This window comes from Microbacterium aquimaris (assembly GCF_039531285.1).
In the GTDB taxonomy this organism is placed as follows: domain Bacteria; phylum Actinomycetota; class Actinomycetes; order Actinomycetales; family Microbacteriaceae; genus Microbacterium; species Microbacterium aquimaris.
On record NZ_BAAAPT010000002.1, the window covers coordinates 628,369 to 652,276 of the forward strand.

24 protein-coding genes are annotated in these 23,908 nt (G+C 66.3%); 9 read left to right on the forward strand and 15 right to left on the reverse strand.

Annotated features, from left to right (window positions below):
* Positions 1–28 precede the first annotated feature (28 nt).
* The 5 genes from ABD204_RS12580 to ABD204_RS12600 form a co-directional block, all read right to left on the reverse strand.
* Positions 29–802, reverse strand: a complete 774-nt coding sequence (locus ABD204_RS12580; protein WP_194424555.1) for a carbohydrate ABC transporter permease — start codon at positions 800–802, stop codon at positions 29–31.
* 140 nt (positions 803–942) lie between these two features.
* Positions 943–1,827 carry a carbohydrate ABC transporter permease gene (locus ABD204_RS12585; protein WP_194424554.1) on the reverse strand — a complete coding sequence of 295 codons (885 nt, stop codon included), beginning with the start codon at positions 1,825–1,827 and terminating at the stop codon, positions 943–945.
* 86 nt (positions 1,828–1,913) lie between these two features.
* Positions 1,914–3,221 carry an ABC transporter substrate-binding protein gene (locus ABD204_RS12590; protein WP_322597593.1) on the reverse strand — a complete coding sequence of 436 codons (1,308 nt, stop codon included), beginning with the start codon at positions 3,219–3,221 and terminating at the stop codon, positions 1,914–1,916.
* Positions 3,222–3,354: 133 nt separating this feature from the next.
* On the reverse strand, positions 3,355–4,161 hold the full coding sequence (locus tag ABD204_RS12595; protein WP_194424552.1) for an SDR family oxidoreductase: 807 nt from the start codon (positions 4,159–4,161) through the stop codon (positions 3,355–3,357).
* Positions 4,158–5,132, reverse strand: coding sequence for a C-terminal binding protein (locus tag ABD204_RS12600; RefSeq protein ID WP_194424551.1), 975 nt, complete (start codon positions 5,130–5,132; stop codon positions 4,158–4,160). The genes ABD204_RS12595 and ABD204_RS12600 overlap by 4 nt, the downstream gene beginning before the upstream one ends.
* 133 nt (positions 5,133–5,265) lie before the next feature.
* On the opposite strand from ABD204_RS12600, the gene ABD204_RS12605 reads away from it, so the two are divergent.
* Genes ABD204_RS12605 through ABD204_RS12620 form a run of 4 tightly spaced genes read left to right on the forward strand, consistent with a single transcriptional unit; the run spans position 5,266 to position 8,741 of the window.
* Positions 5,266–5,976: a FadR/GntR family transcriptional regulator gene (locus tag ABD204_RS12605; RefSeq protein ID WP_194424550.1), complete on the forward strand. Its 711-nt coding sequence runs from the start codon at positions 5,266–5,268 to the stop codon at positions 5,974–5,976.
* On the forward strand, positions 5,973–6,746 hold the full coding sequence (locus ABD204_RS12610; protein WP_194424549.1) for an MBL fold metallo-hydrolase: 774 nt from the start codon (positions 5,973–5,975) through the stop codon (positions 6,744–6,746). Before ABD204_RS12605 ends, ABD204_RS12610 begins: the two co-directional genes overlap by 4 nt.
* 7 nt (positions 6,747–6,753) lie before the next feature.
* Positions 6,754–7,833, forward strand: coding sequence for a zinc-dependent alcohol dehydrogenase (locus ABD204_RS12615; protein WP_322597592.1), 1,080 nt, complete (start codon positions 6,754–6,756; stop codon positions 7,831–7,833).
* Positions 7,830–8,741 (forward strand): fumarylacetoacetate hydrolase family protein, encoded by a 912-nt coding sequence (locus tag ABD204_RS12620; protein ID WP_194424548.1) that lies wholly within the window; start codon positions 7,830–7,832, stop codon positions 8,739–8,741. The genes ABD204_RS12615 and ABD204_RS12620 overlap by 4 nt, the downstream gene beginning before the upstream one ends.
* On the opposite strand, the gene ABD204_RS12625 is transcribed toward ABD204_RS12620, so the two are convergent.
* The 5 genes from ABD204_RS12625 to ABD204_RS12645 all read right to left on the reverse strand — a co-directional run bounded on the left by ABD204_RS12625 (position 8,712) and on the right by ABD204_RS12645 (position 14,159).
* Positions 8,712–9,734, reverse strand: coding sequence for a LacI family DNA-binding transcriptional regulator (locus ABD204_RS12625; protein WP_194424547.1), 1,023 nt, complete (start codon positions 9,732–9,734; stop codon positions 8,712–8,714). The two genes, ABD204_RS12620 and ABD204_RS12625, sit on opposite strands and share 30 nt — an antisense overlap.
* Before the next feature lie 503 nt (positions 9,735–10,237).
* On the reverse strand, positions 10,238–11,002 hold the full coding sequence (locus tag ABD204_RS12630; RefSeq protein WP_194424546.1) for an iron ABC transporter ATP-binding protein: 765 nt from the start codon (positions 11,000–11,002) through the stop codon (positions 10,238–10,240).
* A complete protein-coding gene (locus ABD204_RS12635; RefSeq protein WP_194424545.1) occupies positions 10,999–12,045 on the reverse strand; it encodes an iron chelate uptake ABC transporter family permease subunit in 1,047 nt (348 codons plus the stop codon). The genes ABD204_RS12630 and ABD204_RS12635 overlap by 4 nt, the downstream gene beginning before the upstream one ends.
* Positions 12,035–12,979 (reverse strand): ABC transporter permease, encoded by a 945-nt coding sequence (locus ABD204_RS12640; protein ID WP_241748025.1) that lies wholly within the window; start codon positions 12,977–12,979, stop codon positions 12,035–12,037. Before ABD204_RS12640 ends, ABD204_RS12635 begins: the two co-directional genes overlap by 11 nt.
* A gap of 181 nt (positions 12,980–13,160) precedes the next feature.
* On the reverse strand, positions 13,161–14,159 hold the full coding sequence (locus tag ABD204_RS12645; protein ID WP_194424543.1) for an ABC transporter substrate-binding protein: 999 nt from the start codon (positions 14,157–14,159) through the stop codon (positions 13,161–13,163).
* Positions 14,160–14,332: 173 nt separating this feature from the next.
* On the opposite strand from ABD204_RS12645, the gene ABD204_RS12650 reads away from it, so the two are divergent.
* Positions 14,333–14,785: a hypothetical protein gene (locus ABD204_RS12650; RefSeq protein ID WP_194424542.1), complete on the forward strand. Its 453-nt coding sequence runs from the start codon at positions 14,333–14,335 to the stop codon at positions 14,783–14,785.
* Positions 14,786–14,828: 43 nt separating this feature from the next.
* On the opposite strand, the gene ABD204_RS12655 is transcribed toward ABD204_RS12650, so the two are convergent.
* Positions 14,829–15,536 carry an HAD family hydrolase gene (locus tag ABD204_RS12655; RefSeq protein WP_241747983.1) on the reverse strand — a complete coding sequence of 236 codons (708 nt, stop codon included), beginning with the start codon at positions 15,534–15,536 and terminating at the stop codon, positions 14,829–14,831.
* Positions 15,537–15,712: 176 nt separating this feature from the next.
* Between ABD204_RS12655 and ABD204_RS12660 the strand changes: the two genes are divergently transcribed.
* From ABD204_RS12660 to ABD204_RS12670, 3 genes are all read left to right on the forward strand, one after another.
* Positions 15,713–18,625 carry an amidase gene (locus tag ABD204_RS12660; RefSeq protein ID WP_206697367.1) on the forward strand — a complete coding sequence of 971 codons (2,913 nt, stop codon included), beginning with the start codon at positions 15,713–15,715 and terminating at the stop codon, positions 18,623–18,625.
* A gap of 105 nt (positions 18,626–18,730) precedes the next feature.
* Positions 18,731–19,696 carry a squalene cyclase gene (locus ABD204_RS12665; protein WP_194424541.1) on the forward strand — a complete coding sequence of 322 codons (966 nt, stop codon included), beginning with the start codon at positions 18,731–18,733 and terminating at the stop codon, positions 19,694–19,696.
* Between the two features lie 60 nt (positions 19,697–19,756).
* Positions 19,757–20,689, forward strand: a complete 933-nt coding sequence (locus ABD204_RS12670; RefSeq protein ID WP_194424540.1) for a nucleoside hydrolase — start codon at positions 19,757–19,759, stop codon at positions 20,687–20,689.
* Between the two features lie 76 nt (positions 20,690–20,765).
* On the opposite strand, the gene ABD204_RS12675 is transcribed toward ABD204_RS12670, so the two are convergent.
* The 3 genes from ABD204_RS12675 to ABD204_RS12685 are packed head-to-tail and all read right to left on the reverse strand — an operon-like array spanning position 20,766 to position 22,400.
* Positions 20,766–21,233: an aldo/keto reductase gene (locus tag ABD204_RS12675; RefSeq protein WP_194424539.1), complete on the reverse strand. Its 468-nt coding sequence runs from the start codon at positions 21,231–21,233 to the stop codon at positions 20,766–20,768.
* 12 nt (positions 21,234–21,245) lie between these two features.
* The gene (locus ABD204_RS12680) at positions 21,246–21,569 is read right to left on the reverse strand and encodes a hypothetical protein (protein WP_194424538.1); all 324 of its coding nucleotides are present in this window, start codon (positions 21,567–21,569) and stop codon (positions 21,246–21,248) included.
* Positions 21,570–21,620: 51 nt separating this feature from the next.
* Positions 21,621–22,400, reverse strand: coding sequence for an alpha/beta fold hydrolase (locus tag ABD204_RS12685; protein WP_194424537.1), 780 nt, complete (start codon positions 22,398–22,400; stop codon positions 21,621–21,623).
* Between the two features lie 67 nt (positions 22,401–22,467).
* Between ABD204_RS12685 and ABD204_RS12690 the strand changes: the two genes are divergently transcribed.
* Entirely contained in the window at positions 22,468–23,148 is a 681-nt protein-coding gene (locus tag ABD204_RS12690) for a PhzF family phenazine biosynthesis protein (protein WP_194424536.1), read from the forward strand.
* Positions 23,149–23,217: 69 nt separating this feature from the next.
* Here the strand turns inward: ABD204_RS12690 and ABD204_RS12695 are convergent, their stop codons facing one another.
* Positions 23,218–23,712: a hypothetical protein gene (locus ABD204_RS12695; RefSeq protein WP_322597649.1), complete on the reverse strand. Its 495-nt coding sequence runs from the start codon at positions 23,710–23,712 to the stop codon at positions 23,218–23,220.
* Between the last annotated feature and the right edge of the window lie 196 nt (positions 23,713–23,908).

Consider the following 23,908-nt stretch of genomic DNA (forward strand, 5'->3'; position numbering starts at 1 on the left):
GTGCGCAGGTCGACGAACGGTGGCGGAGTCATCCCTTCACCCCGCCGCCGAAGCTCATGGAGGCGATGAACGACCTCTGTGCGATGACGAACGCGACGAACACCGGTATCGATGTCAGAACCATCGCCGCGAAGACCGGCGCGTATCCATAGAGGAACTGCTTTGCGGCGAGGTCGGCGATGCCGACGGGCAGGGTGAACAGGCTCTGGCTACGGACGGCGACGAGGGTATAGATGTACTCATTCCAGGCAGACATGAAAGCGAGGACCGCCACGGTGGCCGCCGCGGGCCGGATGAGCGGCAACATGACCAGCCGGAAGGTCTGCCACGGGCTTGCTCGATCGATCTCTGCGGCTTCGATGAACGAGGACGGCAGGGCATCGAAGTGCGTCTTCATGAGAAACACCCCGAGCGGAAGCACGCCCGCCGAGAACGGACCGATGAGACCGATGTAGGAGTTGAGGATCCCGAGGTCCCGAGAGATCAGGAAGACCGGCAGCAACAGGACCGGAGCCGGGATCACAAGAACTCCGATGAACGCGAAGAACACGGCCTTGCTCCCCGGGAATGTCAACACCGAGAAGGCGTACCCGGCTCCTGCGCAGACCACGACGGACACGATCACCACAGCCATCGTCACGAGCAGGCTGTTGAGGAAGTACTGCGGGAGCGGGGTGGTCGCGAACGCACTGGCGTATCCATCGAGAGTGGGCCGCACCGGCACCCCGAACGGGTCGCCGAGGATCTCCGAGTCGGTGCGGAAGGATTGGAGGAAGAGCCAGATCAGCGGGTACACGGACATCAGTGCGTAAGCCCAGGCGAGAACCGTTGCGATCCGCGGTGCGCCGCGCTGGTTGCGCACTCGAGCGGGCGGCCGGTGTCGACGGCCCGGTACCGGCCGAACCGGCTCTTGTGTGGGAACGGGCGAAACCACAGCAGTCATCAGACACTCTCCACTTCCGCTGCCTGGCGGCGTTCCGCGCGCTCGGTGCGCCGACGCTGGAGTCGACTCCACACCTGCGGCAGCACGGCAAGGACGACCAGGAGCAGGCCGACGATCACACCGAGCGCGTTCGCGTACCCGTACTCGTTGTTGATGAATCCCTGCTTGAACACATACAACGTCGCGATCGTTGTGGAGTTGATGGGTCCGCCCTGCGTCAGCAGGTAGACCAGGTCGAACGATCGGAAGAGCATGATGGCGAGGACGAAGACGACCATGACGATCGTGGGCCAGACCATCGGCAGCACGACCTTGAACATCCGCGTGAGGTGACCTGCACCGTCGATCTCTGCGGCCTCGAGGACCTCACCCGGCAGCGACACCATTCCGCCGAAGATCAGGAGCATCGCGAACGGGACCGTCACCCAGATCTGGACGACGGACACCGTTGCGAGCGCGGTGGTCTCGCTTGTGAGCCAAGGACCGGCCAAGGAGTCAAGGCCGATTCCGCGGAGCACGGTGTTGGCGAGACCGCTGTTCGGCTCCAGGATGAAGCGCCACATGAGCGCGGTGACGACGACGGGCAGGATGTACGGCACCATCAGCACGATCTGTAGTGGCCGCCATCCACGAACGCCGATCATGAGCAAGTACGACAACGCGAACCCCACGAGGACCGACACGGCGACGACGACGCCCGCGAAGATGATGTTGCGGACGATCGCGGCCAGGAGTTCGGGGTCCTGGAGTCCTCGCGTGTAGTTGTCCAGCCCGACGAAACTCTGATCGCCGAAGCCGGACGCGCGGGTCACGCTGTACTGGCCGGCCACGACGATGGGCCAGAGGAGGAACATCACGAGCAGGATGACGGCAGGTGTCGCCATCGCCACGCCCAGCCATCGTGATGCTCGTCGTCGGCGGCTAGCCGCGTACCTGTTGGACACAATGCACCTTCACGAGTCGAGCGGTTTCAGTTCTCGAATACGCCGACGCTGTCGGCAGCGGCCTGCTCAGCACTGATCTGGCCGAGGATCAGCTGGGGGATGATCTCCCCGAGGAGCTTGGTCCGGCCTGCCGTGGTCTGCGGCGGCAGGTACGCCCCGGGGTCGGCGAAGCCCTGCTCGGCGGCATCGACGTACGCCGCCATCAGCGGGCTGGACGCTTCGAGTTCGATCTCGATGCTCGGCATGGTGTAGACGGAGTTCGCGAGCTCTGTCTGGACCGCTTCGGACGTGAGGTACTTGGAGAACGCGATTGCAGCAGCGGAGTTCTCGGAGTCGGGGCTCACCGCGATGACGTTTCCGCTCCCGCCGCCGAGCGCACGGGCGGGCAGGTCTCCGCCGATGGCGGGTAGCGGATACGTGGCGATGGGGAACTCCGCACCGTCTGCGACCGTACCGAGGAAGTTCTCGGGGACGCTGACGAACTGTGCCGTCTTCTCCTGCAGGAACAGCGAGGTTTCTTCCGCGATGTCCGTCGCGATCTGACTGTCGTCCCAGCATCCCGCGTCCGCCATGTCGGCGACCGCCTGGAAGCCGGCGATGTACTCCGGCTGTTCCACCGTGAAGTCGTCGGCACTCAGATCACGCATGGTCTGGTCCCACGCGAGACGCGGCCACAGCTCGATCCACGTCTGCCCGGTCAGGGACATCGGGATGTACCCCGCGTCCCGCAGTACCGTGCAGTTGCTCAGCAGTTCCTCGAACGTCTCCGGAGGGGCGACTCCGACTTCGTCGAAGATGTCCTCGTTGTAGATCGACGCGAAGGTGATCGCGTTGAACGGAACCCCGAGCTGCTGACCGTCCGGTTTCTCCGTCGCCGCGGCATCCGCTTGAGCGAGCAATGCGGGGTTGAAGGTCTCCCGCCATGTCGTGTCGGCGATGTCGTAGGACGCGGTGTCCAGCGCCGGCCCGAGGTCGTAGAGTCGGCCACCGTTTCCGAGAGCGGTCGTGATCTCCTCCTGGATGGAGAAGACATCGGGAAGGTCGTTCGCGGCCGCGTCGGCCTGGAGTTTCGTGCGGTATGAATCGACCGCGGTGAACTCGAGTTCGACATTCACCAGGGGGTACTTCTCGTTGAACCCCGCGATCAGATCGTCGTCGACGTATGCCCACCACGTCGCGAAGCGGATGTCACCGCTGACCTCGGACGGATCGATGTCCGCGTTCGTGTCCGTGCTTCCGGAAGACCCCGCTGCCCCGCACCCGGATAGTGCGAGCACGGCGACCGTGGTCACGCCCAGGGAGGCGGCGAACTTGGCTTGAGACTGAAACATCATTGTTCCTTACTGAGCGCATCTTTGAACGCTCGAGGTGGTGAAGGGTGGTGACCTGTAACGTTACAGGCCCTGGAAGAAAAAGCTACCTTGGAACGATTCACGGCGCAACCGTTCGTCCCGTGTATCGCACGGGTCATCTCCTGTCAGCCCCGGCAAACTGCGCTGTCTCGCCGAGGCCCTCGGGCCCCATCGCGCTGTACCCGCCGTCGACGAACAGTTCGGTCCCGGTGATGAAGCTGGCCGCATCGCTGCTGAGGAAGAGCACCGCAGCAGCCACCTCCTCCGGTTCGCCGAGCCGCTGCAGGAGGTGGTAGCGACCCCAGACGGGCTCCCACCGCTCCCGGTCACCCCCGGCTGCCTTCTGAACCTCCTTCGTCCAGATCCACCCTGGGCTCACGCTGTTGACGCGGATCCCCCGGGGGGCGAGGTCCATCGCCTGCCCGCGACTCAACGCCAGGATGGCCGACTTCGCCGCGTTGTACGTCCACCGACGCGGCTGTGCGACATGCGCGGAAATGCTCGAGACGTTGACCACCGTCGCCCCCGCGGACATCATCGTCGCGACCTGCGCGGTGAGCATCGCCGATGCGGTGACGTTGACTCCGAGCGAGCGTGACCAATCCTCCTCGGTCGCCTCGACCCCGGCGGCGACGAAGTTCGCGGCACAGTTCACGAGGTGATCAATCTCGCCCCTCTCGTCGGATACCACCGTGAGCGCCTTCGCCACCGCCGCCGTGTCGGCGACATCGACGACGAGGTCTCGTGCGCGGTCCGCGACGGCCGGCGACATCGTCCTGCGCGAACGCTCGAGCGCGCGAGCATCGAGATCCATGCGGAACACCACCGCTCCGGCATCGAGGAATGCGAGGGCGGTGGCCGCCCCGATCCCGGAACCGGCACCGGTGACCAGAGCGGTCCTCCCGGAGAAGTCGCCGCTCATCGGACCATCTCCGTCGTCGCGACGGCCGCGTTTCCCGCCAGGGGCTGCGTGAGCGCCTCGACGACGTTGTCGATCGCTCCGCGACGCAAGTCGGGAAGCGCCTGGGCGGAGCACCACGCCGCATGCGGCGTGATGATGGTCGACGGTGCGTGGCGGATTGCCGCGTCTTCGCTCAGAGGTTCGACATCGAAGACGTCAAGCCCCAACCCACCGATCCGGCCGTCATCGAGAGCGGCGACCGCGACGTCTACGTCGATGAGTCCGCCGCGCGCCGTGTTGACGACGATGGGCCGACGTCGCACCGCGGCAAGAAACTCCTCTCCGACGATGTGTCGCGTGCTGTCGACCAGCGGCGCATGCAGACTGACGATGTCGGCGCGCTCAGCCAAGGTACCCAACCCCACGCGCTCGTACCCGTCGCGCGCATCCACCGGGTCGAACACGATCACCCTCGTCCCCCACGCCTCGAACGCGCGGGCGACGAGGCGTCCGATGCGCCCGCATCCGACCAGTCCGAGCGTGGCGTCGGACAGCCGGGAGATCCGCCCTGCGTGCGCTGCGGCACCCCACCGTCCTGCTCGCACCTCTCGATCCAGATCGGGCAGACGTCGCCAGAGCGACAAGGCGACGGCGACGGCGTGCGTCGCGACCTCCTCGGTGCAGTAATGCGCGACGTTGCGCACCTGGATCCCCGCGGCCTCCGCTGCCGAGACGTCGATCATGTCGATGCCGATCCCGAGCCGACTGATGATCCGACACGAGGGCGCGGCCTCTGCCACGACCGCGGCGTCGATCGGCGCCCACTGCGTAACGATCGCGTCCGGCCGACAGGCTCTTACTTCGCGCGCGACATCCTCGGCTGTGGTGCAGTGCGCCACCACCACCTCGACGTCGAGCTCCGCAGTAAGCCACGAGACCTCCAGTCCACGATCTCCTAGGTCACTGTCCGTCAGCAATACTGTCTGTGTCATGCTCTACCTCTCATACAAGTGAGCCCCAGAGTGGCCGATTTAGCACCGATAGGCAAGCTTTATTTGACACTTATACGATGAGTGGATACGTTTTCCCTCACTCCACGATCTCCGCACACTTGGGGGTAGACCGATGGCGAAGTCCCGCCTCAGCAACGCGATCGTCGTCGACTACATGCGGCGGATCGGCTCGCACGACATCGAACCGGGAACTCCGCTGCCACCGGAATCAGCGCTCTGCCGCGAGTACGGCGTCGGCCGCAGCGTGGTGCGTGACGCGCTCCAGGCTCTGGACGCCAAAGGGTTCGTCATCGTCCGACAGGGCAGCGTCGCCGTCGTCGCCCCCCGTCACCGTTGGCATGTGCTCGATAAGGACTTCCTCGACGCGACGAATCCGGCAGAGTACTTCCCTCTTCTCCAAGAAGCACGCGAGCTCCTCGAGCCTGCGCTCGCACGCATCGCCGCAGCCCGCATCTCGGATCACCAGCTCACGGAGATGGTGGCGCTCAACACTCAGCTCGCCGCACAGCACGAGGATCCTGAGCGCCACGCCGAACTCGACATCGCCTTCCACGACGCGCTCGCCCGAGCCACCGACAACGTGATCCTGGTCTCGTTGCACAGCTCGATCACCGGCCTCGGCCAGCACACAAGGATCGCCGCAGCCGCGGTTCCTGGCGCGATCGACCGCGCGGTGTTCTGGCATGAACAGATCATCGACGCGCTCCGCGCGGGCGACGCTACCGGCGCCTCCTCTGCGATGCACCTTCATCTCACCCAAGTGAGGGAAGACCTCCGCACCACACAGCCCGGCCACCCCGAAGACCCTGGAGAAGAATCGTGACCGACTATTCCGTGACAACCCTCGCCGTCGGACATGGCCAAGTGCCGGGGCCGGAACTGTATTGGATGGCCGATTTCGATCGCTGGTACCCCGTGACGTTCCAATGCGTGCTCGTCCGGGGGAACGGGGTCGTTGCGCTCGTGAATACCGGCCCCGCAGAGGATCTGGAACCGATGAACGCCAGGTGGGAGTCGTTCCTGGGGGCGAAGGCCCGAATGCAACGAGGGCCGGGCGAGTTCATCCTGGACCAACTCGCTCGCCATGGTGTCTCTCCTGGAGAAGTCACCCACGTCGTTCTGACGCCACTCCAGCTCTACAGCGTCAGCAACGTACTGGCGTTCCCCCACGCGCAGATCTGCATCGCGGAGCGCGGATGGGTGCATTTTCACACCACACACGACCACCCTCACGATGACAGGGGCACGTCGATTCCCGACGATATCCTCACCGAGCTGGTCACCACGGCATGGCCCCGGGTGCGTCTGCTCGCGGACGAAGACGAGATCGCGCCGGGTTTGCGGACGTGGTGGGCTGGTGGGCACCACCGCGCCTCGCTGGTGGTCGAGGTCGACACGCAGGAGGGTGTCGTGGCGATCTCGGATACCTACTTCCGAATGGACAACGTCGTCGATGACATCCCGATCGGCATCAACGAGAACATGTATGAAGTTCTCGACTGCTATCGACGAGTTCGCGCGAGCGCGGATGTGATCCTCCCGCTCTACGACCCGGACAATTTCGCGCGGCACCCGGACGGGGTGGTCTGCTGACATGGAGATGTGTGCGAAAGATCGCGGCGACCGCGAGCGACCGGTGCGGACGCTGGTCTACTCCGGGCCATGGCAGATGGACGTGGACGAGCGTTGCGTGCCACAGCCCGGCCCTGACGAAACCCTCATCGAGGTAATTGCGACGGGTATCTGCGGATCCGACATCCACGGCTACACCGGTGACACCGACCGGAGGACGAACGGACAGATCATGGGCCACGAGGTGGTCGGTCGTGTGCGCGCGGGCGGACCGCTGGAGGCGGGCACTCTCGTCACGGTCAACCCGATCGTGTCCTGCGGAGGGTGCACGATGTGCGAGTGCGGCGAGACGCAGTCCTGTGATCGCGCACGCGTCATCGGTGTCGATCCCGCTCTGCACGGGAGCCTCGCTGACACACTCGTCGCGCCGAGCCGCAACGTCGTGCCCCTCGCCGGCGATCCCTCCGTTCACCACGGCGCACTCGTCGAACCGCTCGCCGTCGGCTATCACGCACTCATGCGCGGGAATCCGGTCGATGGCGACCGCGTGCTCGTCATCGGCGGAGGTCCGATCGGACAGGCCGTCGCCATTGCCGCGCGCCGCCGCGGCCTCACGCGTGTCCTTGTGAGCGAACCCATGGCGAGTCGGCGGACGCTGGTCGATGCTCTCGGCTTCGCCACCACGTCGCCGGAGCGCATCGCAGCCGACATACCGCGCGTTCTGGGCGATCGCGCGACCCTCGTGGTCGACGCGGTCGGTGTCGCCGCAAGCATGTCGACCGCTCTCACACACTCGAGTGTGCGAGCGCGGATCGTGCTCGTCGGCATGGGGTCACCATCGATGCCGATCCAGCCATACGACATCACGGTCGCGGAGCGCAGCGTGATCGGTTCGTACTGCTACTCCACGTTGCACTTCGAGGACACCGCCCGATGGGTGGCCCAGGGCAGGCCCGAACTCGATCTTCTGATCGACCACACGTTCCCGCTGGACCGCGGCGCCGAAGCGTTCCGGACGGTAGCGGCTGACGGAAGCCGCAACAAGACCCTGGTCCTCTCGGCGGCGGCCGCGCTCGAGGACATCCCGACGATCGGAGGTCCGGCATGAGGTTCGCAAGAGTGGGCGAGATCGGGGCGGAGCGCCCTGTCGTATGGCGCGCGGACACGTGCTTCGATCTCGGATCGATCACGTCGGACATCGACGGCGCATTCTTGGCGTCCGACGGTATCGCCAAAACACGCGCGGCCCTCGATGCCGGCGCGCTTCCACGCACCGACGTCGCGGGACTTCGTCGAGGTGCCCCGGTCGTCCGCCCCGGCGCGGTGGTGTGTATCGGCATGAACTACGCGGCCCACGCCGCCGAGTCCGGGGCCGCGCCGCCGAAGGTTCCCGTCATGTTTCTCAAGACCCCCAACACGGTGGCAGGGCCCGATGACGACGTCACGATTCCCCGGGGTTCGTCCAAGACGGACTGGGAGGTCGAACTCGGCATCGTGATCGGACGTCGCACCAGCTATCTGGACAAGCCCGGCGACAGCGTGGACCACATCGCCGGCTACACCGTGGCCAACGACGTATCGGAACGATCGTTCCAGCTCGAGCAGTCCGGGGGGCAATGGAGCAAAGGCAAGTGCGCCCTCGGCTTCAATCCGACGGGCCCGTGGCTCGTTCCGGCGGAGGATCTCGACGTCGGTGATCTCCGGCTTCGGAGTTGGGTCAATGGACAGCCACGTCAGGATTCGTCCACCGCCGACATGATCTTCGACGTTCACACCCTGATCTGGCATTTGAGTCAGTACATGGTGCTCGAACCCGGGGACCTCGTTCTGACCGGCACGCCAGAAGGCGTTGCACTCTCGGGAAGGTTCGACTACCTGCGCGCGGGCGACGTGGTCGAAATCGAGATCGAAGGCCTGGGCCGTCAGCGACAGACGTTCGTCGACGCCCCCGGCGTCAGTGCGAGCGCAGCGCAAGGATGTGACGACTCACGCGGTCTCGGTGGGCGAACTCGTTGAGCTGCCCCGCACGACGAGGCTGGGTGGAAAGACGATCTGCCGAGACTCGGTGCTGCTGCGTCCCTCCAGCTCATCGAGCAGAAGCTCGACCGCCGAGCCGCCCAGAGCTCGATGAGGATGCTCGATCGACGATAGATCGGTCACGTTGGAGACCTCGCTCGCGATGTTGTTGTAGCCGACCACGGCGACATCGTCCGGGATGCGCACACCAGCCGCCGTGAGCTCTTGCATGAGCCCGATCGCGATGAGGTCGTTGATGCAGAGAACAGCATCAGGCATCGGCCCTGCAGCCAGGATCTCGCCCGCACTTTCTCGACCCGCCGCCACCCCACGCGTCGCAGTGGGAACGAATCTCATCTGCGCGCCGGAAAACGTCGCGACAACCTCTGCTGCGCCGCGAAGGCGCTCACCCACCTGTGGAATCGCCCGGTCTCCACCGACGACGACGAGCCGCCGGCGCCCGGCCCCCAGCAGGTGGCTCGATGCGAGAACGCCGCCCTGATGATTGTCGAATCTCACCGCGGAACAATTCTGCGACGGCGGCCGATGGTCGACGAGTACGGCGGGAATTCCGCGAGTCTCGAGGCTCTCGAGATATTCTTCCGGGTGTTGGGCCGGTGACAGCAGCACACCCCGCACCCGCTGTTCCTCGAACATTGCGATGTACGCTCGCTCTGTCTCGACCTGACCGCTGGTGTCCGCAAGCACCAATTGCAACCCGGCCGCCGCGGCGCGCGCCTGAGCGCCTTGCGCGATCCTCGAGAAGTTCGGATCCGCAATGTCGTATGCGACGAAGGCCACCATTCGGCTGCCCCCACGCCGAAGCTGCCGAGCAGCATCATTTGGCACGAATTTGAGTTCCTCGATGGCCTTGGCTATCCGCTCGGCGCTTTGCTTGCCGACCTTGTGCGGGGTATTGATGAAGCTCGACACCAACGAGACCGAGACACCCGCTACCGCTGCGACATCCTGAAGTCGCGGTGCTCTCGACATCTATACTCCCTCGACGCGCTTCGACCCCTCAACATCCACGGGCCTCGACCGGCTAGCTGTGAGCGTAGCCCAGCAGTGCTCGTGCTCGTATGCCCCACACCTGGGTCGTCGAAAGGAAGCGGGCCGATGGCCGCACATGTCGTCGGCCGCCCACAGGTTGCCGACGACATGAAGAACCCTCCCGTTCCGGGGGAGCCGGATCGGGAGGGTTCTTCGCACGTAAGCGGTGGGCGCTTACTTGGCCCCGTGGTTGATGACGTGAAGCCAGCGACCGAAGGATGTGTCTTCGCTCTCCGACGTAGCCTCGGCCACGTGGGTGCTTTCGTCTGTCGTCATAGAGACCCCCTTTGTTGTGCGGTCCCATTACTCTGCACTACACCCCCACCGCAACCTATGCCCTTGACAAAGTCCGTAACGATTTGAGAGCGGTTTCTTGTCTTTGGGGTCAGAATCGCAGTTCTTAACGGGTCGTTCGCCCGATTCGATCGCCGGATTCTCGGGGTTCAGACGGTGCGGTGGTAGGCGGCTATCGGACCGGTGGGGCCGGGCAGCACCGTGACGGGGGTCTTGAAGATCCTCGTGAGCACGTCGTCGCGGATGATCTGATCCGGTGTGCCGTGCTCGGCGATCCTCCCGCTTTCCATCGCGATGATGCGGTCGCTGTAGGCGGCGGCGAAGTTGATGTCGTGCAGCACGATCACGATGGTGCGGCCGAGCTCGTCGGCCGCACGTCTCAGCTGCTGCATCATCTGCACGGAGTGCTGCGCGTCGAGGTTGTTCAGAGGTTCGTCCAGCAGCAGGTAGTCGGTGTCCTGCGCCAGCACCATCGCGACGTAGGCGCGCTGACGTTGCCCACCGGAGAGCTGGTCGAGGAATCGCTGTTCGAGGTCGGTGAGGTCGAGGAAATCGATCGCCTGGGAGATCTTGTCCTCGTCGTCCTGTGTGAGCCGACCCCCGCTGTACGGATAGCGCCCGAAGCTGACCAGCTGGCGCACGGTGAGGCGGGTGACGAAATGGTTCTCCTGGCGGAGGATCGACACGGTCCGCGCCACCTGCTTCGACGGACTGGTGTGCACGTCGAGCCCACCGACTTCCACCGTTCCCCCGTCGGGGGCGAGGAGGCGGCCCATCATCGTCAGCACCGTCGACTTGCCCGCCCCGTTCGGACCGACCAGGGCGATGATGCCGCCGGTGGGGATCTCCACCGTGATGGGCCCGATGGTCACATCGGCGCTGTAGCTCTTGGTCACGTCGGTCAGGCGGATCACAGACGCCCCTTTCGGAGGATGACGACGAGGAAGACGAGCCCCCCGATGAGTTCGACGATCACGCTGACGGTGTCGGCCATCTTGAACACGTGGCGAAGCAGGAAGTACGCCCCGCCGAGGACGACGAAGCCGAGCAACCACGCCATCGGGAAGACCCGACGGTGGTCGTACGTGTCCGTGAGCGAATAGGCGAAGGTGGCCACGAGGAACCCGAGGAAGGTCATCGGACCGACCAGTGAGGTGCTCATCGCCATCAGCACCGACACGAGGGTGAGGATGAGGATCACCTGACGCCGGTGATGAAGGCCGAGATTGGTGCTGATGGCGGGGCCGAGTGCGATCACGTCGAGCCGTCGCGCGATCATCCAGATGCCGGCCGCTGCGGCGGCACAGATCGGGATCACGATCCACAGGAAATCGGTGTCGGCGTTTCCGATGTTTCCGAACAGGCGTGCGGCGAGCACATCGAACTCGTTGGGATCCAGCAGCTGTTGCATGAAGGTCGACAGGGCCCCCATCCCGGTGCCGAGGATGATGCCGACCAGCAGCATCACGTGCAGGTTGCCGAAGCGCCCCGACAGCAGCCACGAGTACAGCAACACGGCGAACAGCACCATCAGCGCCGACTGACCGAGGAAGCGCACCAGGGGCGGTACGGCGTCGAGCCCGGTGATGCCGAAGAAGAAGATGATCGAGGTCTGAACGAGGACGTACAGCGACTCGAAGCCCATGATCGACGGTGTGATGATGCGGTTGTTCGTCGCCGTCTGGAAGGCCACCGTCGCCAGCGACTGGCACAGGGTGACGACGGCGATGACCAGGATCGCCGAGCTGCGCAGGTCGCTGATGCGCCACCAGCGCTCGCTGAAGAGTTCGTACTCGTTGCCCCACGTCATCATGAGGACGATGAGCACGACCGCCGCGACGGCGAGCGCGGAGAGGGTCAGGATGTAGCGCCGACGGTGCGCCGCCGAAGAGAAGGCGCCGTGGTGGCGATCGTGCTGCGTGGCCCGGGGCCGCTCGACCGACAGGTCAGTGGACATTGGCCCTCCTCGTGCGAAGGAGCATGGCGATGAACACGGCCGATCCGACGACGCCGAGGACGAGGGAGATCGGCACCTCGAACGGCGCGATGATCGTGCGCCCGATGAGGTCGCAGACCGTGACGATCCAGATGCCGGTGAGGAAGACCCAGGGGAGGTTCGAGCGGAGGTCGTCGCCGCGGACCATCGAGACGAGGTTCGGCACGATGAGACCGAGGAAGGGCAGGACGCCGACGATGACCGTGACGGTTCCGGTCGCCAGCGCGACCAGCGCGACTCCGAGGAGCACGACCCGCTCGTAGTGGACTCCGACGTTGGTGGCGATGTCCTTGCCGAGTCCGGCGACGGTGAAGCGATCGGCGACCACGACCACCGCGACGGCCACGAACAGCACGATCCACAGGGGTTCGTAGCGGCCGATCTCGATGCCGGTGAAGCGCCCCATGAACCACCCGCCCAACGTCTGCAGGAGGTTGAATTCGAGTGCGAGGAAGGTGGTGACGGCGCCCACCACGGCGCCGAGCATGATGCCGACGATCGGCACGATGAGGGAGGACTTCAGCGTCACCTTGCGGAGGAACGCGAAGAAGACGAGCGTTCCGGCGAACGCGAAGAGGATCGCGACGACGATCTTGGTGAACACTCCCGACCCGGGCAGGAGGATGTAGGTCAGCAGGAGCCCGAGCCCGGCCCATTCGGTGGTGCCCACGGTGGTCGGCTCCACGAACCGGTTCTGCGTCATCAGCTGCATGATCAGTCCCGCCATGGCCATGCTCGCCCCGGCCAGGACCAGGGCGACCGTCCGCGGGATGCGTGTGATCCAGAGAAATTCGTGTCCGCGCCCCTCCATGTCGGTGATGTCGGCCACGCCCGTGAAGATCGACACGACGATCAGCCCGATCGTGAGTCCGAGTGCGAGCAGGAGCGGCCACATTCGTCGCCAGCGAGACTGTCGCGCATGCCGTCGCGCGTCGGCCGAATGCGACAGTGCGTCGACGTTGGTCACTCGGGGTGCCGGAGAGGTGGAAGACATCGCTCGGGGGGGTCGTCGGGAGCAGGCCCATGCCGTCGCCGTCCTGCGACGTGCGACGGCATGGGCCGCGAAGGATCTGCGCTCAGGAAGCTGCCGAGAAGGTCTCGGTCAGACCGTTCAGCACGGTGATGTAGGCGAAGACATCCTCGGTGAGGTAATAGTCGGCCGGCATGACGTAGATCGCCTGGTTCTCGACGGCGGGGACGGTGGAAAGTGCCGCCGAGCTGTTGATCAGCTCGAGGGCCGGGGTGGCCTCTTCGCCTTCTTCGGAGACGGCTGCGTCACGGTCGAGGACGAGGAAGTAGTCGGCGTTCGCCTCCGCGAGTGCCTCCAGCGACACGCTGTCACCGGTGTGGTCGCTCGAGCCGGACGTGTCGAGCGCCGGGGTCAGCCCCACGAGCTCGAAGAAGATGCTGGCGCCGCGTCCGTCGGTGGGGTTGGAGTAGTTGATCTCGCCACCGGAGGTGATCAGCCCCATGACGGTCTCCGACGGGTCGTATGCTGCGGAGGCCTCGTCGATCGCGGTCTCGAACTCCTCGATGAGGGCGGTGGCCTCATCCTGCTTGTTGAAGACCTCTCCCATGAGGGTGACGCTCTGCACGACGTACTCGTCGGCGGTGAGTTCCTCGGCGGCATCCATGCTGACGAAGGCCGCGTCGGGCGCGACCTCCTGGACCGCCTCAGAGGTGTCTCCGCCGTAGCGGTAGCCGTTGATGATCAGGTCGGGGTCGGCGGCGACGAACTGCTCGAGGTCGGGCTCGCCGTGGGATCCGGTGTCGAGGATCTCCTCATCCGTCTTCAACGAGTTGTTCTCGCTCATCAGCACACGCGGTGCGACGACGACGGGCAGGTCCCAGGCTTCGGCGATGCCGAAGAAACGGTTGTCCGTGATTCCGACCGCATCTGCGCTCTCGATCGTGACCTCGTTGCCGGCCATGTCGGTCACCGTGACGGGGTAGTAGTCGTCGTCGGTCGCCGCGGCTGCGGTGGCGTCGGGCTCGGACGAGCCTGCGCAACCGGCAAGGAGAAGTGCGGATGCGGCGACGAGGGAGAGCGTCGCGACGGAGCGGGCACGGAACATAGGGCTTTGCCTCCGGTGTGAGGGGACGTGGGAACCCGCGCAAGGTCGGCGGTGTGAACCGCTTCGTGTGCGAGGGCTTAGGTATGGACAACCTAACTAAAGCGTACATCACGCCGACGGTCGGTCAATTTCGTGATCACCCGCGACGCCCCGCGACGGGTTAGCCTGCCGCTGTGCACGCTCCATCCCCCGCCCGCCGTGGCGCGCTCCTTCGCGCGCTTCTGGCCGCCGGGATCGGCGCCACCGTGATCGCGCTCATCGCGATGGTGACGGCGAGCATGCGGGCAGACGTCGAGGGGATCCGCGCTGCCGGTACCTTCGTCGTGACCGGCCTGACCCTCACGGCGGTGGGGTTGGTGGTCTCCGCGGTGAGCGAGCACGGGAAGATGTTCGTGCGGGCGCTCATCGAGACAGCCTCCCTGCGGCCTCCTCCCCCGACCGATTCGGGGGATGGAGAAGGCACCGACTCTCCCCGCGACGCACCCCCGCCGAGCACGCCCCCCATCGGGGCTCTGTGGTGGCAACCCGCACCCGGCCCGCTCGACCGGCCCGCCTCACGCGACTTCGACGACCCGGATGACCCGGATGACCCCGACACCGCGCCGCGAGGGGTGCCGCCCGCCTGACGGCGCACCCGTCCACCTCCGGACCGCGACAGCCCCACGGCGATCAGCGATGTGCGCGCGCCAGCGGACCGCTGTCGAGGTTCCCATGAAGCTCCCGGAGCGAGTCGTACACGCCCAACGCCCCGGCCTCCCGCAACTCCTCCGCCGAGAAGCCGCCGGTGCGCACCGCGATGGTGGGGACATCCAGCTTGCGGGCCGCCACCGCGTCCCACACCGAGTCGCCGATCATCACCCCGGAATCACCACCGACCTTCTCGAGAGCCACGCCGACCAGGTCGGGCGCAGGTTTGGTCGCTTCGACGTCGTCTGAGGTGGTCCAGGCGTCGGCGATCTTGCGACCACCCACCAGGTCGAGGAAGTGCTCCACGTGCGCCTTCTGGCCGGAGCTGGCGAGCACGAGGCGGAAGCCGCGCGCCTTGACTTCCTCGATGAGCTCTTGCGCCCCTTCGAACGGCTGGATCTCCTCGAGCATCGGTTCGAACTCCTCCGTCCACGCCGCCCGGAGCGCATCGCCGCGCTCCTCTTCGACTTCTGCACCGGCGATCTCGCCGACCAGGTGGTCTCCGCCCATCCCGAGGGCTCGATGGATGCGCCACACGGCCGGGGTGATCCCGTACCGCCGGAACGCCCGGTACCACGCGAGCGCATGGTGGTAGTTGGTGTCGACGAGGGTTCCGTCGACGTCGAAGATCGCGGTGTCGGCCATGAGTCCTCCGGGTGGCGTGTTCGGGATGGCGGATGCGGCCAGCATCTCAGTCGGCGATATCTCCAGGGCAGGGGTTGCGTTCCCGGAGATCCGTGGGACCTAGCGGAATTCTTGGATTCTGTTGTGGAAACATTGCGGATTTGCTGCGAAACATCGGCGAAACGCGACGTCCCTAACGTCGCCTCCGCAGGTCCCGATCCCCTCACAACTGGAGAGTGTCCATGAACGAGCCCCAACGCAGGAAGAGACATCTGCGCCTGTTCGGCGCATCGACGATCGCCGCGGTCGTCACCGCCGGATGTGTGGTCCCCGCCCTCGGCGCAAGCGCCGTCACGACGGTCACCACTGACAACGACGCCGAATGGCAGGTCCACGACGCCGCTCCCCCGGGGCTCGACACCGGAAGCCTCCGCGCAGTGAGCGACTCCGAGGTGGACGGTTTCGGCAACATCTTCGTTCAGGTCTCCTCGACCCCGGCACCGCGGTTCAACGGCGAGATGATGCGCGGATTCGGGTTGACGTTCGACGGCACGAGCGAGTACGCCTCGACGGCTGCCGTGGATCTGGGCGGGGTCGCGATCACCCGCGACATCTCAGTCGACGTCGCGGACAGCACCGCGCGTTATTTCGACACGTTCACCAACACCACCGACGCCCCGATCACGGTCGACGTGAGCTTCGGTGGCGCGCTCGGGTACGGCACCGAGGAAGAGCAGAGCCTCATCCGCCTGACCTCGTCGGGCGACGCCGTGGTCACGCCGGAAGATGCGTGGACACTGTCGGCGACGACCGAGACCGATGTGCGTCCGGTCGGCGTGGCCCTCGGCTCCCCCGCCCCGTTCGCAGGCGCGATGGTGGGCACCGGCAACCAGGAGCGCGACCCGTTCGCCACCCCGATGGCCACAACGGGACACGAGGCCAACTACAACGGCTACATCAACACCCTCACGATCGACCCGGGCGAGACGCAGTCACTGGCGCGCTTCATCGCGATCGGGGACGACGCGGAGGGGTCTCAGGATGCGTTGAGCGCGACCCTCGCCGATCTCGCCGCAGAGCCCGACCTCGAAGGACTCACGGCGGATGAGATCTGCACCATCACGAACTGGGACCTCGCTTCCCTGGAGGAAGCCCCGGAGTGCGGTGCGCCCATCATGCTGGAGATCCCGGCGACGCCGACCGCTCCGGTGGCGACCACCAGCTCGTCCTATGACGTGGTCAACAAGACCATCGCCGAGCTACAGGCCGACATGGAGTCGGGCGCGGCGACGTCCGAGCAGATCGTGCAGGCCTACCTCGACCGCATCCGCGTCTACGACGAGGGGCAGTTCGGGTACAACTCGTTCATCACCGTCGCGGACAATGCGCTGGAGCAGGCCCGCGCAGCCGATGCGCTCCGCGCCGAGGGGGTCACCGGTGAACTGCTGGGTATCCCGATCGCGGTGAAGGATCTCTTCGACACCTACGACATGCCCACCACCGGTGGCACGCTCGCGCTCGAGGGTTACCAGCCCGACCACGACGCGTACCAGGTCGAGATGCTCCGTGAAGCCGGGGCCATCATCATCGGCAAAGCCAACCTGTCCGAGTTCGCGTCGTCGGGAAGCCGCAGCGAGAGCGGCTGGGGCCAGGTGTGGAATGCGCTCTACCCGTCGAAGACGTCCTTCGGTTCGTCGGGCGGATCGGCCGTGTCGGTCGCCGCGAGCCTTGCGGCCGGGTCGCTGGGCACCCAGACCGGTGTGTCGCTGTACGCACCGACGGTCGGTTCGAGTCTGACCACCTTCCGCGGCACCGACGGCATGGCCAGTGTCGCCGGAGTCATCCCGCTGTCGTGGGGCCAGGACTACGCCGGCCCGATCGCACGCACCGTGACCGACCTCGCGTACCTGCTGAACGCCACGACGGGCACCGACCCGATGGATGAACTCACGGCGGAGGCCGACGAGCACCGCCCCGAGGACTGGACGGCATCGCTGTCGACCGACGCCCTGCAGGGCAAGCGGGTGGGATATCTGCCCGACTCGTTCGTCTCGTCGTACTCCGATGACGACACCGGTGCCGCGGTGATGGCGCAGTTCTCGCAGCTCGAGGCCGCCGGCGCGACCATGGTGGAGATGAGTGACGTGCCGAGCCGTCCGGACTCGGTCGGCGGAAGCCGCACCGCGGAGGGCTGGGCTCGCTACATCGAAGAGCAGAACGGTCTGTTCCCGTTCGCCGACGGCAACGAGCTGCGCGCCGACCCGCGCGTGCTGCCCTACAACCAGCGCGAGCGTGACGACGAGCGGATGACCGAGGAAGAGGTCGACGCGTGGTTGGCCTACCGCGATGAGTACAAGCAGCGCATCTCGGACTGGATGGCCGAGTACGACGTCGACGTGATCGTGTACGCCGGGTTCCTCAGCGACATGTACAACAACGACGGCAACTCGACACAGCACAGCGCCGACCGCTCGACGGGCGTGCTGACCTCGAACGCGGGTCTGCCGACGGTCGTCGTTCCGGTGGGGACCAACGGTCACGGGTACTCGATCGCCATGCAGCTGATGGGAACCCCGTGGTCGGACGCCGAGGTGCTCGCCATGGGCTACGCCCTCGAGCAGCAGGCTCAGGGACAGCAGCTCGTCACCACCGCTCCGGCACTGGCTTACGACGGGTCGCCGCAGCCGACCCCGACGCCGGATCCGACCCCGACGCCGGATCCCACTCCGACGCCGGACCCGACGGAGCCGACCGACCCCGACGAGCCGACCACCGAGCTCGAGCTGTCGCTGTCGGCGGGCTCGGTCGAGGCGGGTGGCGACATCACCGTCGAGGCGACCGGTCTCGAGGCCGGCGAGTCGGTGGAGATCTGGCTGCACTCCGACCCGGTCCAGCTGGCCTCGGTGGTGGCCGACGACGAGTCGCTGAGCATCACGGTCACCATTCCGGCGGCCACCGATCCGGGTTCGCACGAGATCGAGGTGCGCACGAGTGACGCGAGCGTGTTCGCCGACCTCGAGGTGACGGCCACGGGCTCGACCGCGGGCCTGGCGAGCACCGGGTACGACGGTGCGTGGTTGATCCCGATCGCGGCCGGCCTCCTCGGCGCGGGTGGCCTGGTGCTGCTGATCGCGCGGCGCGCACGTCGCGCCTGACGCATCGCACGCGAAAGGGCCCGGGGCTTCGGCCTCGGGCCCTTTCGTCGTCCCGATCCTTGTGCCCTCTTTCCGCCGACCTCGAGCGGGACTACGGTGCGAGCCATGGTGACCGATCAGCGCACGCTCGACTGGATGCTCGATTCCGACCCGGCGTTGCGCTGGCAGGTCGAGCGCGACATCGTCCATGCACCGCCGGAGACGTGGCAGGCGACACGGGCGCGGATACCCGATGAGGGCTGGGGCGCCCTGTTGCTGTCGCAACAGGATGCCGACGGCCAATGGGCAGGCGGGTCGTACTTTCCGAAGGGATTCTTCGACAGCTCGGAGCGTGATCGCCCCGGACAGCCGTACGTCGCCACGACGTGGGCACTGAAGGACCTTCGGGAGTTCGGTGTGGATGCCGGACGGCTCGGCGACACCGCAGAGCGTCTGGGTCGCAACAGCCGCTGGGACTATGACGACCTCCCGTATTGGGACGGGGAGGTCGATGTGTGCATCAACGCGTTCACCCTCGCCACCGGTGCGTGGCTCGGCGTCGACATGACAGGTCTCGCGACGTGGTTCCGCGAGCACCGACTCGAGGACGGCGGGTGGAACTGCGAGGCCGAGGAGGGGGATTCGACTCGGTCGTCGTTCCACTCGACCCTCAACGCACTCGTCGGCATCCTCGAGTACCAGCGCTTCACCGGCGACCCGGCGTTGGAGCATGCACGCCACGGCGGTGCGGAGTATCTGCTCTCTCGACGCCTGATGTACCGTGCGTCGACCGGTGAGGTCGTCGGCGACTTCGTCGGCCGGATCGTCTACCCGAACCGTTGGCACTACAACGTCCTCGCGGCGCTGGACTACTTCCGCAGCGCGACGCTGCACGATGGCACGCCGCCGGACCCGCGCTTGTCCGATGCGATCGACGTCGTCCGCGCGGCGCGTCAGCCCGACGGTACGTGGCGGCAGGGCGCACCGCTGGCCGGGCGCACCTGGGTCGACGTCGACGTCGCCGAAGGCGAACCCTCGCGATGGCTCACCCTCATCGGCACGCGGGTGCTGGACTGGTGGGACGCGGCGTAGGTCTCCGGCCAGAGCGGACAGGAAACAACGGCGAAACGGCGCCGCGGTAGCGTCGCGCCCATGCTGCGGCTCATCCATGACACCGACACCGCCCAGGACGACGCGTTCGCCCTGCTGATCGGACTGCGTCACCCGGACGCCACCGTCGAGGCGGTCACGATCAACTACGGCAACGTCGGCTTCGACCAGATGGTCGAGAACGCGCTCTACACGATCGAAGTGGCCGACCTCGACCACCACGTGCCGGTGTTCGAGGGCTGCCGACTCCCGATGATCGCGCCGTTCGACGACTCTTCCTACGTCCACGGCGTGGACGGGTTCGGCGGCGCCGGCTTCCCGAAGGCGACCCAGCGCCCCGAAGCGGAGAACGCGGTCACGGCACTCATCCGGATGATCAACGACAATCCCGGCGAGCTCACGATCATCGCGCAGGCTCCGCTCACGAACCTCGCCTGCGCGGTGGTCGCCGATCGCTCGATCGCCGGCAAGGTGAAGCATCTCTACATCATGGGCGGCACGAACAACGGGCTCGGGAACATCACCGCGGCGGCGGAGGCGAATTTCTGGCACGACCCGGAAGCGGCGAAGATCGTTCTCGCGGCAGGGTTCCCGGTGACCCTCGTGACGTGGGATCTCGTGATGGCGCAGGGGCGCCTCAGCCCGGAGCAGCTCCGTATCATCGACGAGCTCGACACACCGCAGTCACGATTCTTCGCGAAGGCGAATCGCGCGAGCGTCGAATACGTCGAGAAGACCCACGGCGTGCGCGGCAGCACGCATCCGGATTCGATCGCTGCCGCGATCGCGGTGGAGCCGGACATCGTCACGCGCGCCACCGACTACTTCGTCGACGTCGAGACCGCTCCCGGCCTCACGCAGGGTTACCTGCTGGTCGATGCCGTACGCCGTTCGGGGCGTGAACCGAACGCCCGGGTGATCGAGGAGATCGATCAGGACCTTTTCTTCACCACGATGCTGCGCGCCCTGTCCTGAATGGCAACGGGGCGTCCGCGGGAGCGGGATCCTCTCCGCGGCGCACCCGGTCGCACGCGATCCGCGCCCGTCGGACTCAGACCGAGGCGGTCTCCGAGGCCCAGGCCGACGCACGGTTGAGGTCGTCGACCTCGTCGGCGGTGGGCACGACGCTCATGCCGAACTCCTCCGCGACGGGCACGATGTTCTCTTCGACGTCCTGCCGGTGCACGAGGTTGTAGTGCGGCTGGATGGCGACGGGGCGGGCGACTCCCTGCTCGTCGGCGATGCGCACCCACTCGCGGATGCGGTCGGCACGGTGATTCGACACGGCGACGTGGCGCACGAGGCCGTCGCGCTGCAGCGCGGCGTAGGCGGCGACGGTCTCTTCGAGGGGCGTGTCGGCGTCGTCGAAGTGCGCCCAGTACAGGTCGATGGTCTCGAGTCCGAGGCGCTTCAGCGACGCCTCCGCGGCGGCGCGCACGGTGCCGGCGGCGAGTCCCTTGAACGCGGGGTGCGCATCAACGACACGACCGGCGCGGTATTCCGTCGACCGGGCGGGCACCGCCCGCCGCGGTCACTTCCCGCCGCGGGAGATCCGACTGTTGACGACCATGATGACGATCGCCGCGGGCAGCAGGAACGCGATGATGAGAAGCCCGGCGAGCCAGCCGAGTCCTGGCCCCTCCCATGTCGCCGACCGCGTGATCGCCCACATGACGACCCCGAGCAAGACGAGCACGATTCCGATGCCGCGCATGACGGCCATCCACGGCTTTTCCCCGTCGGGTTGCGTGGACCACGGGATCACCGTGCCCGGGTTCGACCGGGCGTAGGCGATCACGCCGCCGGCGTAGCAGACCGCGCCGATGACGGCGGCGATGATCCAGAGCGTTTCCATCCCGCCAGCATTCCGCCGCAAGGGCGTCCGCGCAACCGCCGGGCGGGAGCGCTACTCCCCCGCCGCAGCGGCGAACTCCTTCACCCGGGCGACGAAACGTTCGGGTTCGACCAGGTGGGGGTAGTGGGTCTTCTGCCACACCTCGTAGGTGAGGTTCGGGATGCGTCCGCGCAACCACTCCCCGTACTCCGGCCCGGGGTCGAGTCCGGCGATCACGAGATAGGGCACGTCTTCGGGCACGGCCACGGTCTCATCGACGGTGTCGGCGAGCTCTTCGGGTGTCTGGGTGAGCATCGGTTCCCAGACACCGAGCACGACCTCGCGGCGAGGTGTGCGCATCTTCTTGAGGCGCTTGTTCTCCTCCGGCGGCAGCACGCCCTTCATCGAGCGGAACAGCTGCGCGACGAGCACCGGGAACAGTGGGCTCTTCAGCAGCGGTTCCATCGACTTGACCTGTTTCTGCATGTCTCCCAGCGCCAGTGCCTGGTCGATGTTGATGATCGCTGCGGCGGGATACTTCGAGCCGTATGCGGTGGCGATCACCCCACCCATGGAGTGGCCGACCACGATCGGCACCACTCCCGGCCGCACGGCCTCCACGGTGGCGTGGACGTCGGCGGCGAGGGTGAGGGGGTCGAAGGGTGCCTGCACCGGCGATCTCCCATGCCCGCGCACGTCGACGCGGAGCACTTCGAAGTCGGCGGTGAGGTCGATGGGATCCCATGCGGCACGGTTCTCGGTGATGCCGTGGATGAGCACGAGCAACGGTCCGGATCCGGCGATGTCGTGGGCGAGGACGAGTGGTGCGGCGGTGTCGGGTGCGCCTGTCATGTAGCAAATGTAGGGCCACGGGTGTCAACGCGTCACGCGACGCACGCGACCCTGCAAGAATCGCGGGATGAGCTTGATGGTGAATGTCGTCAACGTCTTCGTCGATGACGGCGGCGACCACGGGAATCCGCTGGGGATCGTCTGGGCCTCGCCGCAGACGAAGAAGCGCGAACAGGACATCGCCGCCGACCTCGGCTTCAGCGAGACGATCTTCATCGATGCGGTCGAGAACGGCACCGCGAAGGCGCGGATATTCACTCCGTCCCGCCAATTGAAGTTCGCCGGCCACCCGATCGTGGGGCTCGCATCGTGGTTGCAGAGCACCGGCGAAGACCTTCACGAGATCGACGTGCCCGCGGGCAGCGCGCGGTTGCGCTTCGACGACGACCGGGTGTTCGTCAACGCCCTACCGCAGTGGTGCCCGGAGTTCACCCTGTACCGCCTGGATGCCCCGGAAGAAGTGGATGCCGTCGATCCCGACGCGTATTCGTTCGGTGCGAATTACGTGTGGGCGTGGGTGGACAAGGAGGCCGGCACGGTGCGGTCGCGGATGTTCGCCCCCGACCTCGGCATCCGGGAAGACGAGGCCACCGGTTCTGCCGCCGTGCGCCTGACCGCCGAGCTGGGTCGCGACCTCGACATCACGCAGGGGCACGGATCACGCCTTTACACCCACGCCCGCTATCTCGGTCAGCAGGTCGAGGTAGGTGGTCGGGTGTCGGACGCGCGTCTCATGGAGCTGACCTGATGCGGTGAGCTCGCATACCGCCGCCGCCATCGACCACACCCCCACGCGAGGGGTCGGCCGGGCCGCAGATCACGATTGGGGCGAGCGAGATCCCATGCCGACACGGTCTTTGTCGATGTGGAGGTTTTCGCTGTCGCTTTCGCTCGGACCGTAGCCGTCGCGGTAGTCCAGCGAGAGCAGTTCGTGGCGCTGGAATACCGGTCGACCGTCTGCTCGCCGCGTGAGGGTCCATCGGTGACGGAGGTCGGCGATGAGATGCTCGCCTTGTCCGTCCGAGCGGCGCCGCCAGGTATCCCAGATCATCCGCGTCGTCAGCACGAGCGGGTCTCCCTCGTGCTCGATGACGTGGTCGTAATAGAAGTGCAACTCGTCGTAGAACTGCTCTTTCGTCTCGTCGTGTTCTCGAAGCCCCGCGATCCCCACCATCTCGATGTCTTCGAAGGCGATCACAAAGTCGTCCCCGATCGTGTGCGAGAACACCGCCTCTGGCGAGGCATGCAGATCAAAGAGCACACCCCACTTCTTGATGAGCTCGACCGCTTCATAGCGACTGACCGGAACCACAGTGCCTCCTCGGGACGGGGGTACCACCGACGCTAGCGGATGCGAGTTGGCCGACGCAGGGTTGTTCGCGAGGATGCCGATCACGACGTGGGCGTGCAACAACGAGGAGAAGCTGTTGACGTTGAGGCACTCATCGCGCAGGCGTCCGCTGACGTAGGCCGTCGCGCCCGCTCGACCCGATGTGCGGTGCCGAGCC

Coding starts and splice junctions, on each gene's coding strand:
- ABD204_RS12655 (WP_241747983.1), bottom strand. CDS start 15,536: ATGCTGGCCGCATCCGCCATCCCGAACACGCCACCCGGAGGACTCATG.
- ABD204_RS12665 (WP_194424541.1), top strand. CDS start 18,731: ATGGTGACCGATCAGCGCACGCTCGACTGGATGCTCGATTCCGACCCG.
- ABD204_RS12680 (WP_194424538.1), bottom strand. CDS start 21,569: ATGGAAACGCTCTGGATCATCGCCGCCGTCATCGGCGCGGTCTGCTAC.
- ABD204_RS12595 (WP_194424552.1), bottom strand. CDS start 4,161: ATGAGCGGCGACTTCTCCGGGAGGACCGCTCTGGTCACCGGTGCCGGT.
- ABD204_RS12635 (WP_194424545.1), bottom strand. CDS start 12,045: ATGTCCACTGACCTGTCGGTCGAGCGGCCCCGGGCCACGCAGCACGAT.
- ABD204_RS12585 (WP_194424554.1), bottom strand. CDS start 1,827: ATGGCGACACCTGCCGTCATCCTGCTCGTGATGTTCCTCCTCTGGCCC.
- ABD204_RS12685 (WP_194424537.1), bottom strand. CDS start 22,400: ATGACAGGCGCACCCGACACCGCCGCACCACTCGTCCTCGCCCACGAC.
- ABD204_RS12625 (WP_194424547.1), bottom strand. CDS start 9,734: ATGTCGAGAGCACCGCGACTTCAGGATGTCGCAGCGGTAGCGGGTGTC.
- ABD204_RS12620 (WP_194424548.1), top strand. CDS start 7,830: ATGAGGTTCGCAAGAGTGGGCGAGATCGGGGCGGAGCGCCCTGTCGTA.
- ABD204_RS12670 (WP_194424540.1), top strand. CDS start 19,757: ATGCTGCGGCTCATCCATGACACCGACACCGCCCAGGACGACGCGTTC.
- ABD204_RS12580 (WP_194424555.1), bottom strand. CDS start 802: ATGTCCGTGTACCCGCTGATCTGGCTCTTCCTCCAATCCTTCCGCACC.
- ABD204_RS12605 (WP_194424550.1), top strand. CDS start 5,266: ATGGCGAAGTCCCGCCTCAGCAACGCGATCGTCGTCGACTACATGCGG.
- ABD204_RS12590 (WP_322597593.1), bottom strand. CDS start 3,221: ATGATGTTTCAGTCTCAAGCCAAGTTCGCCGCCTCCCTGGGCGTGACC.
- ABD204_RS12615 (WP_322597592.1), top strand. CDS start 6,754: ATGTGTGCGAAAGATCGCGGCGACCGCGAGCGACCGGTGCGGACGCTG.
- ABD204_RS12660 (WP_206697367.1), top strand. CDS start 15,713: ATGAACGAGCCCCAACGCAGGAAGAGACATCTGCGCCTGTTCGGCGCA.
- ABD204_RS12600 (WP_194424551.1), bottom strand. CDS start 5,132: ATGACACAGACAGTATTGCTGACGGACAGTGACCTAGGAGATCGTGGA.
- ABD204_RS12640 (WP_241748025.1), bottom strand. CDS start 12,979: ATGTGGCCGCTCCTGCTCGCACTCGGACTCACGATCGGGCTGATCGTC.
- ABD204_RS12690 (WP_194424536.1), top strand. CDS start 22,468: ATGAGCTTGATGGTGAATGTCGTCAACGTCTTCGTCGATGACGGCGGC.
- ABD204_RS12645 (WP_194424543.1), bottom strand. CDS start 14,159: ATGTTCCGTGCCCGCTCCGTCGCGACGCTCTCCCTCGTCGCCGCATCC.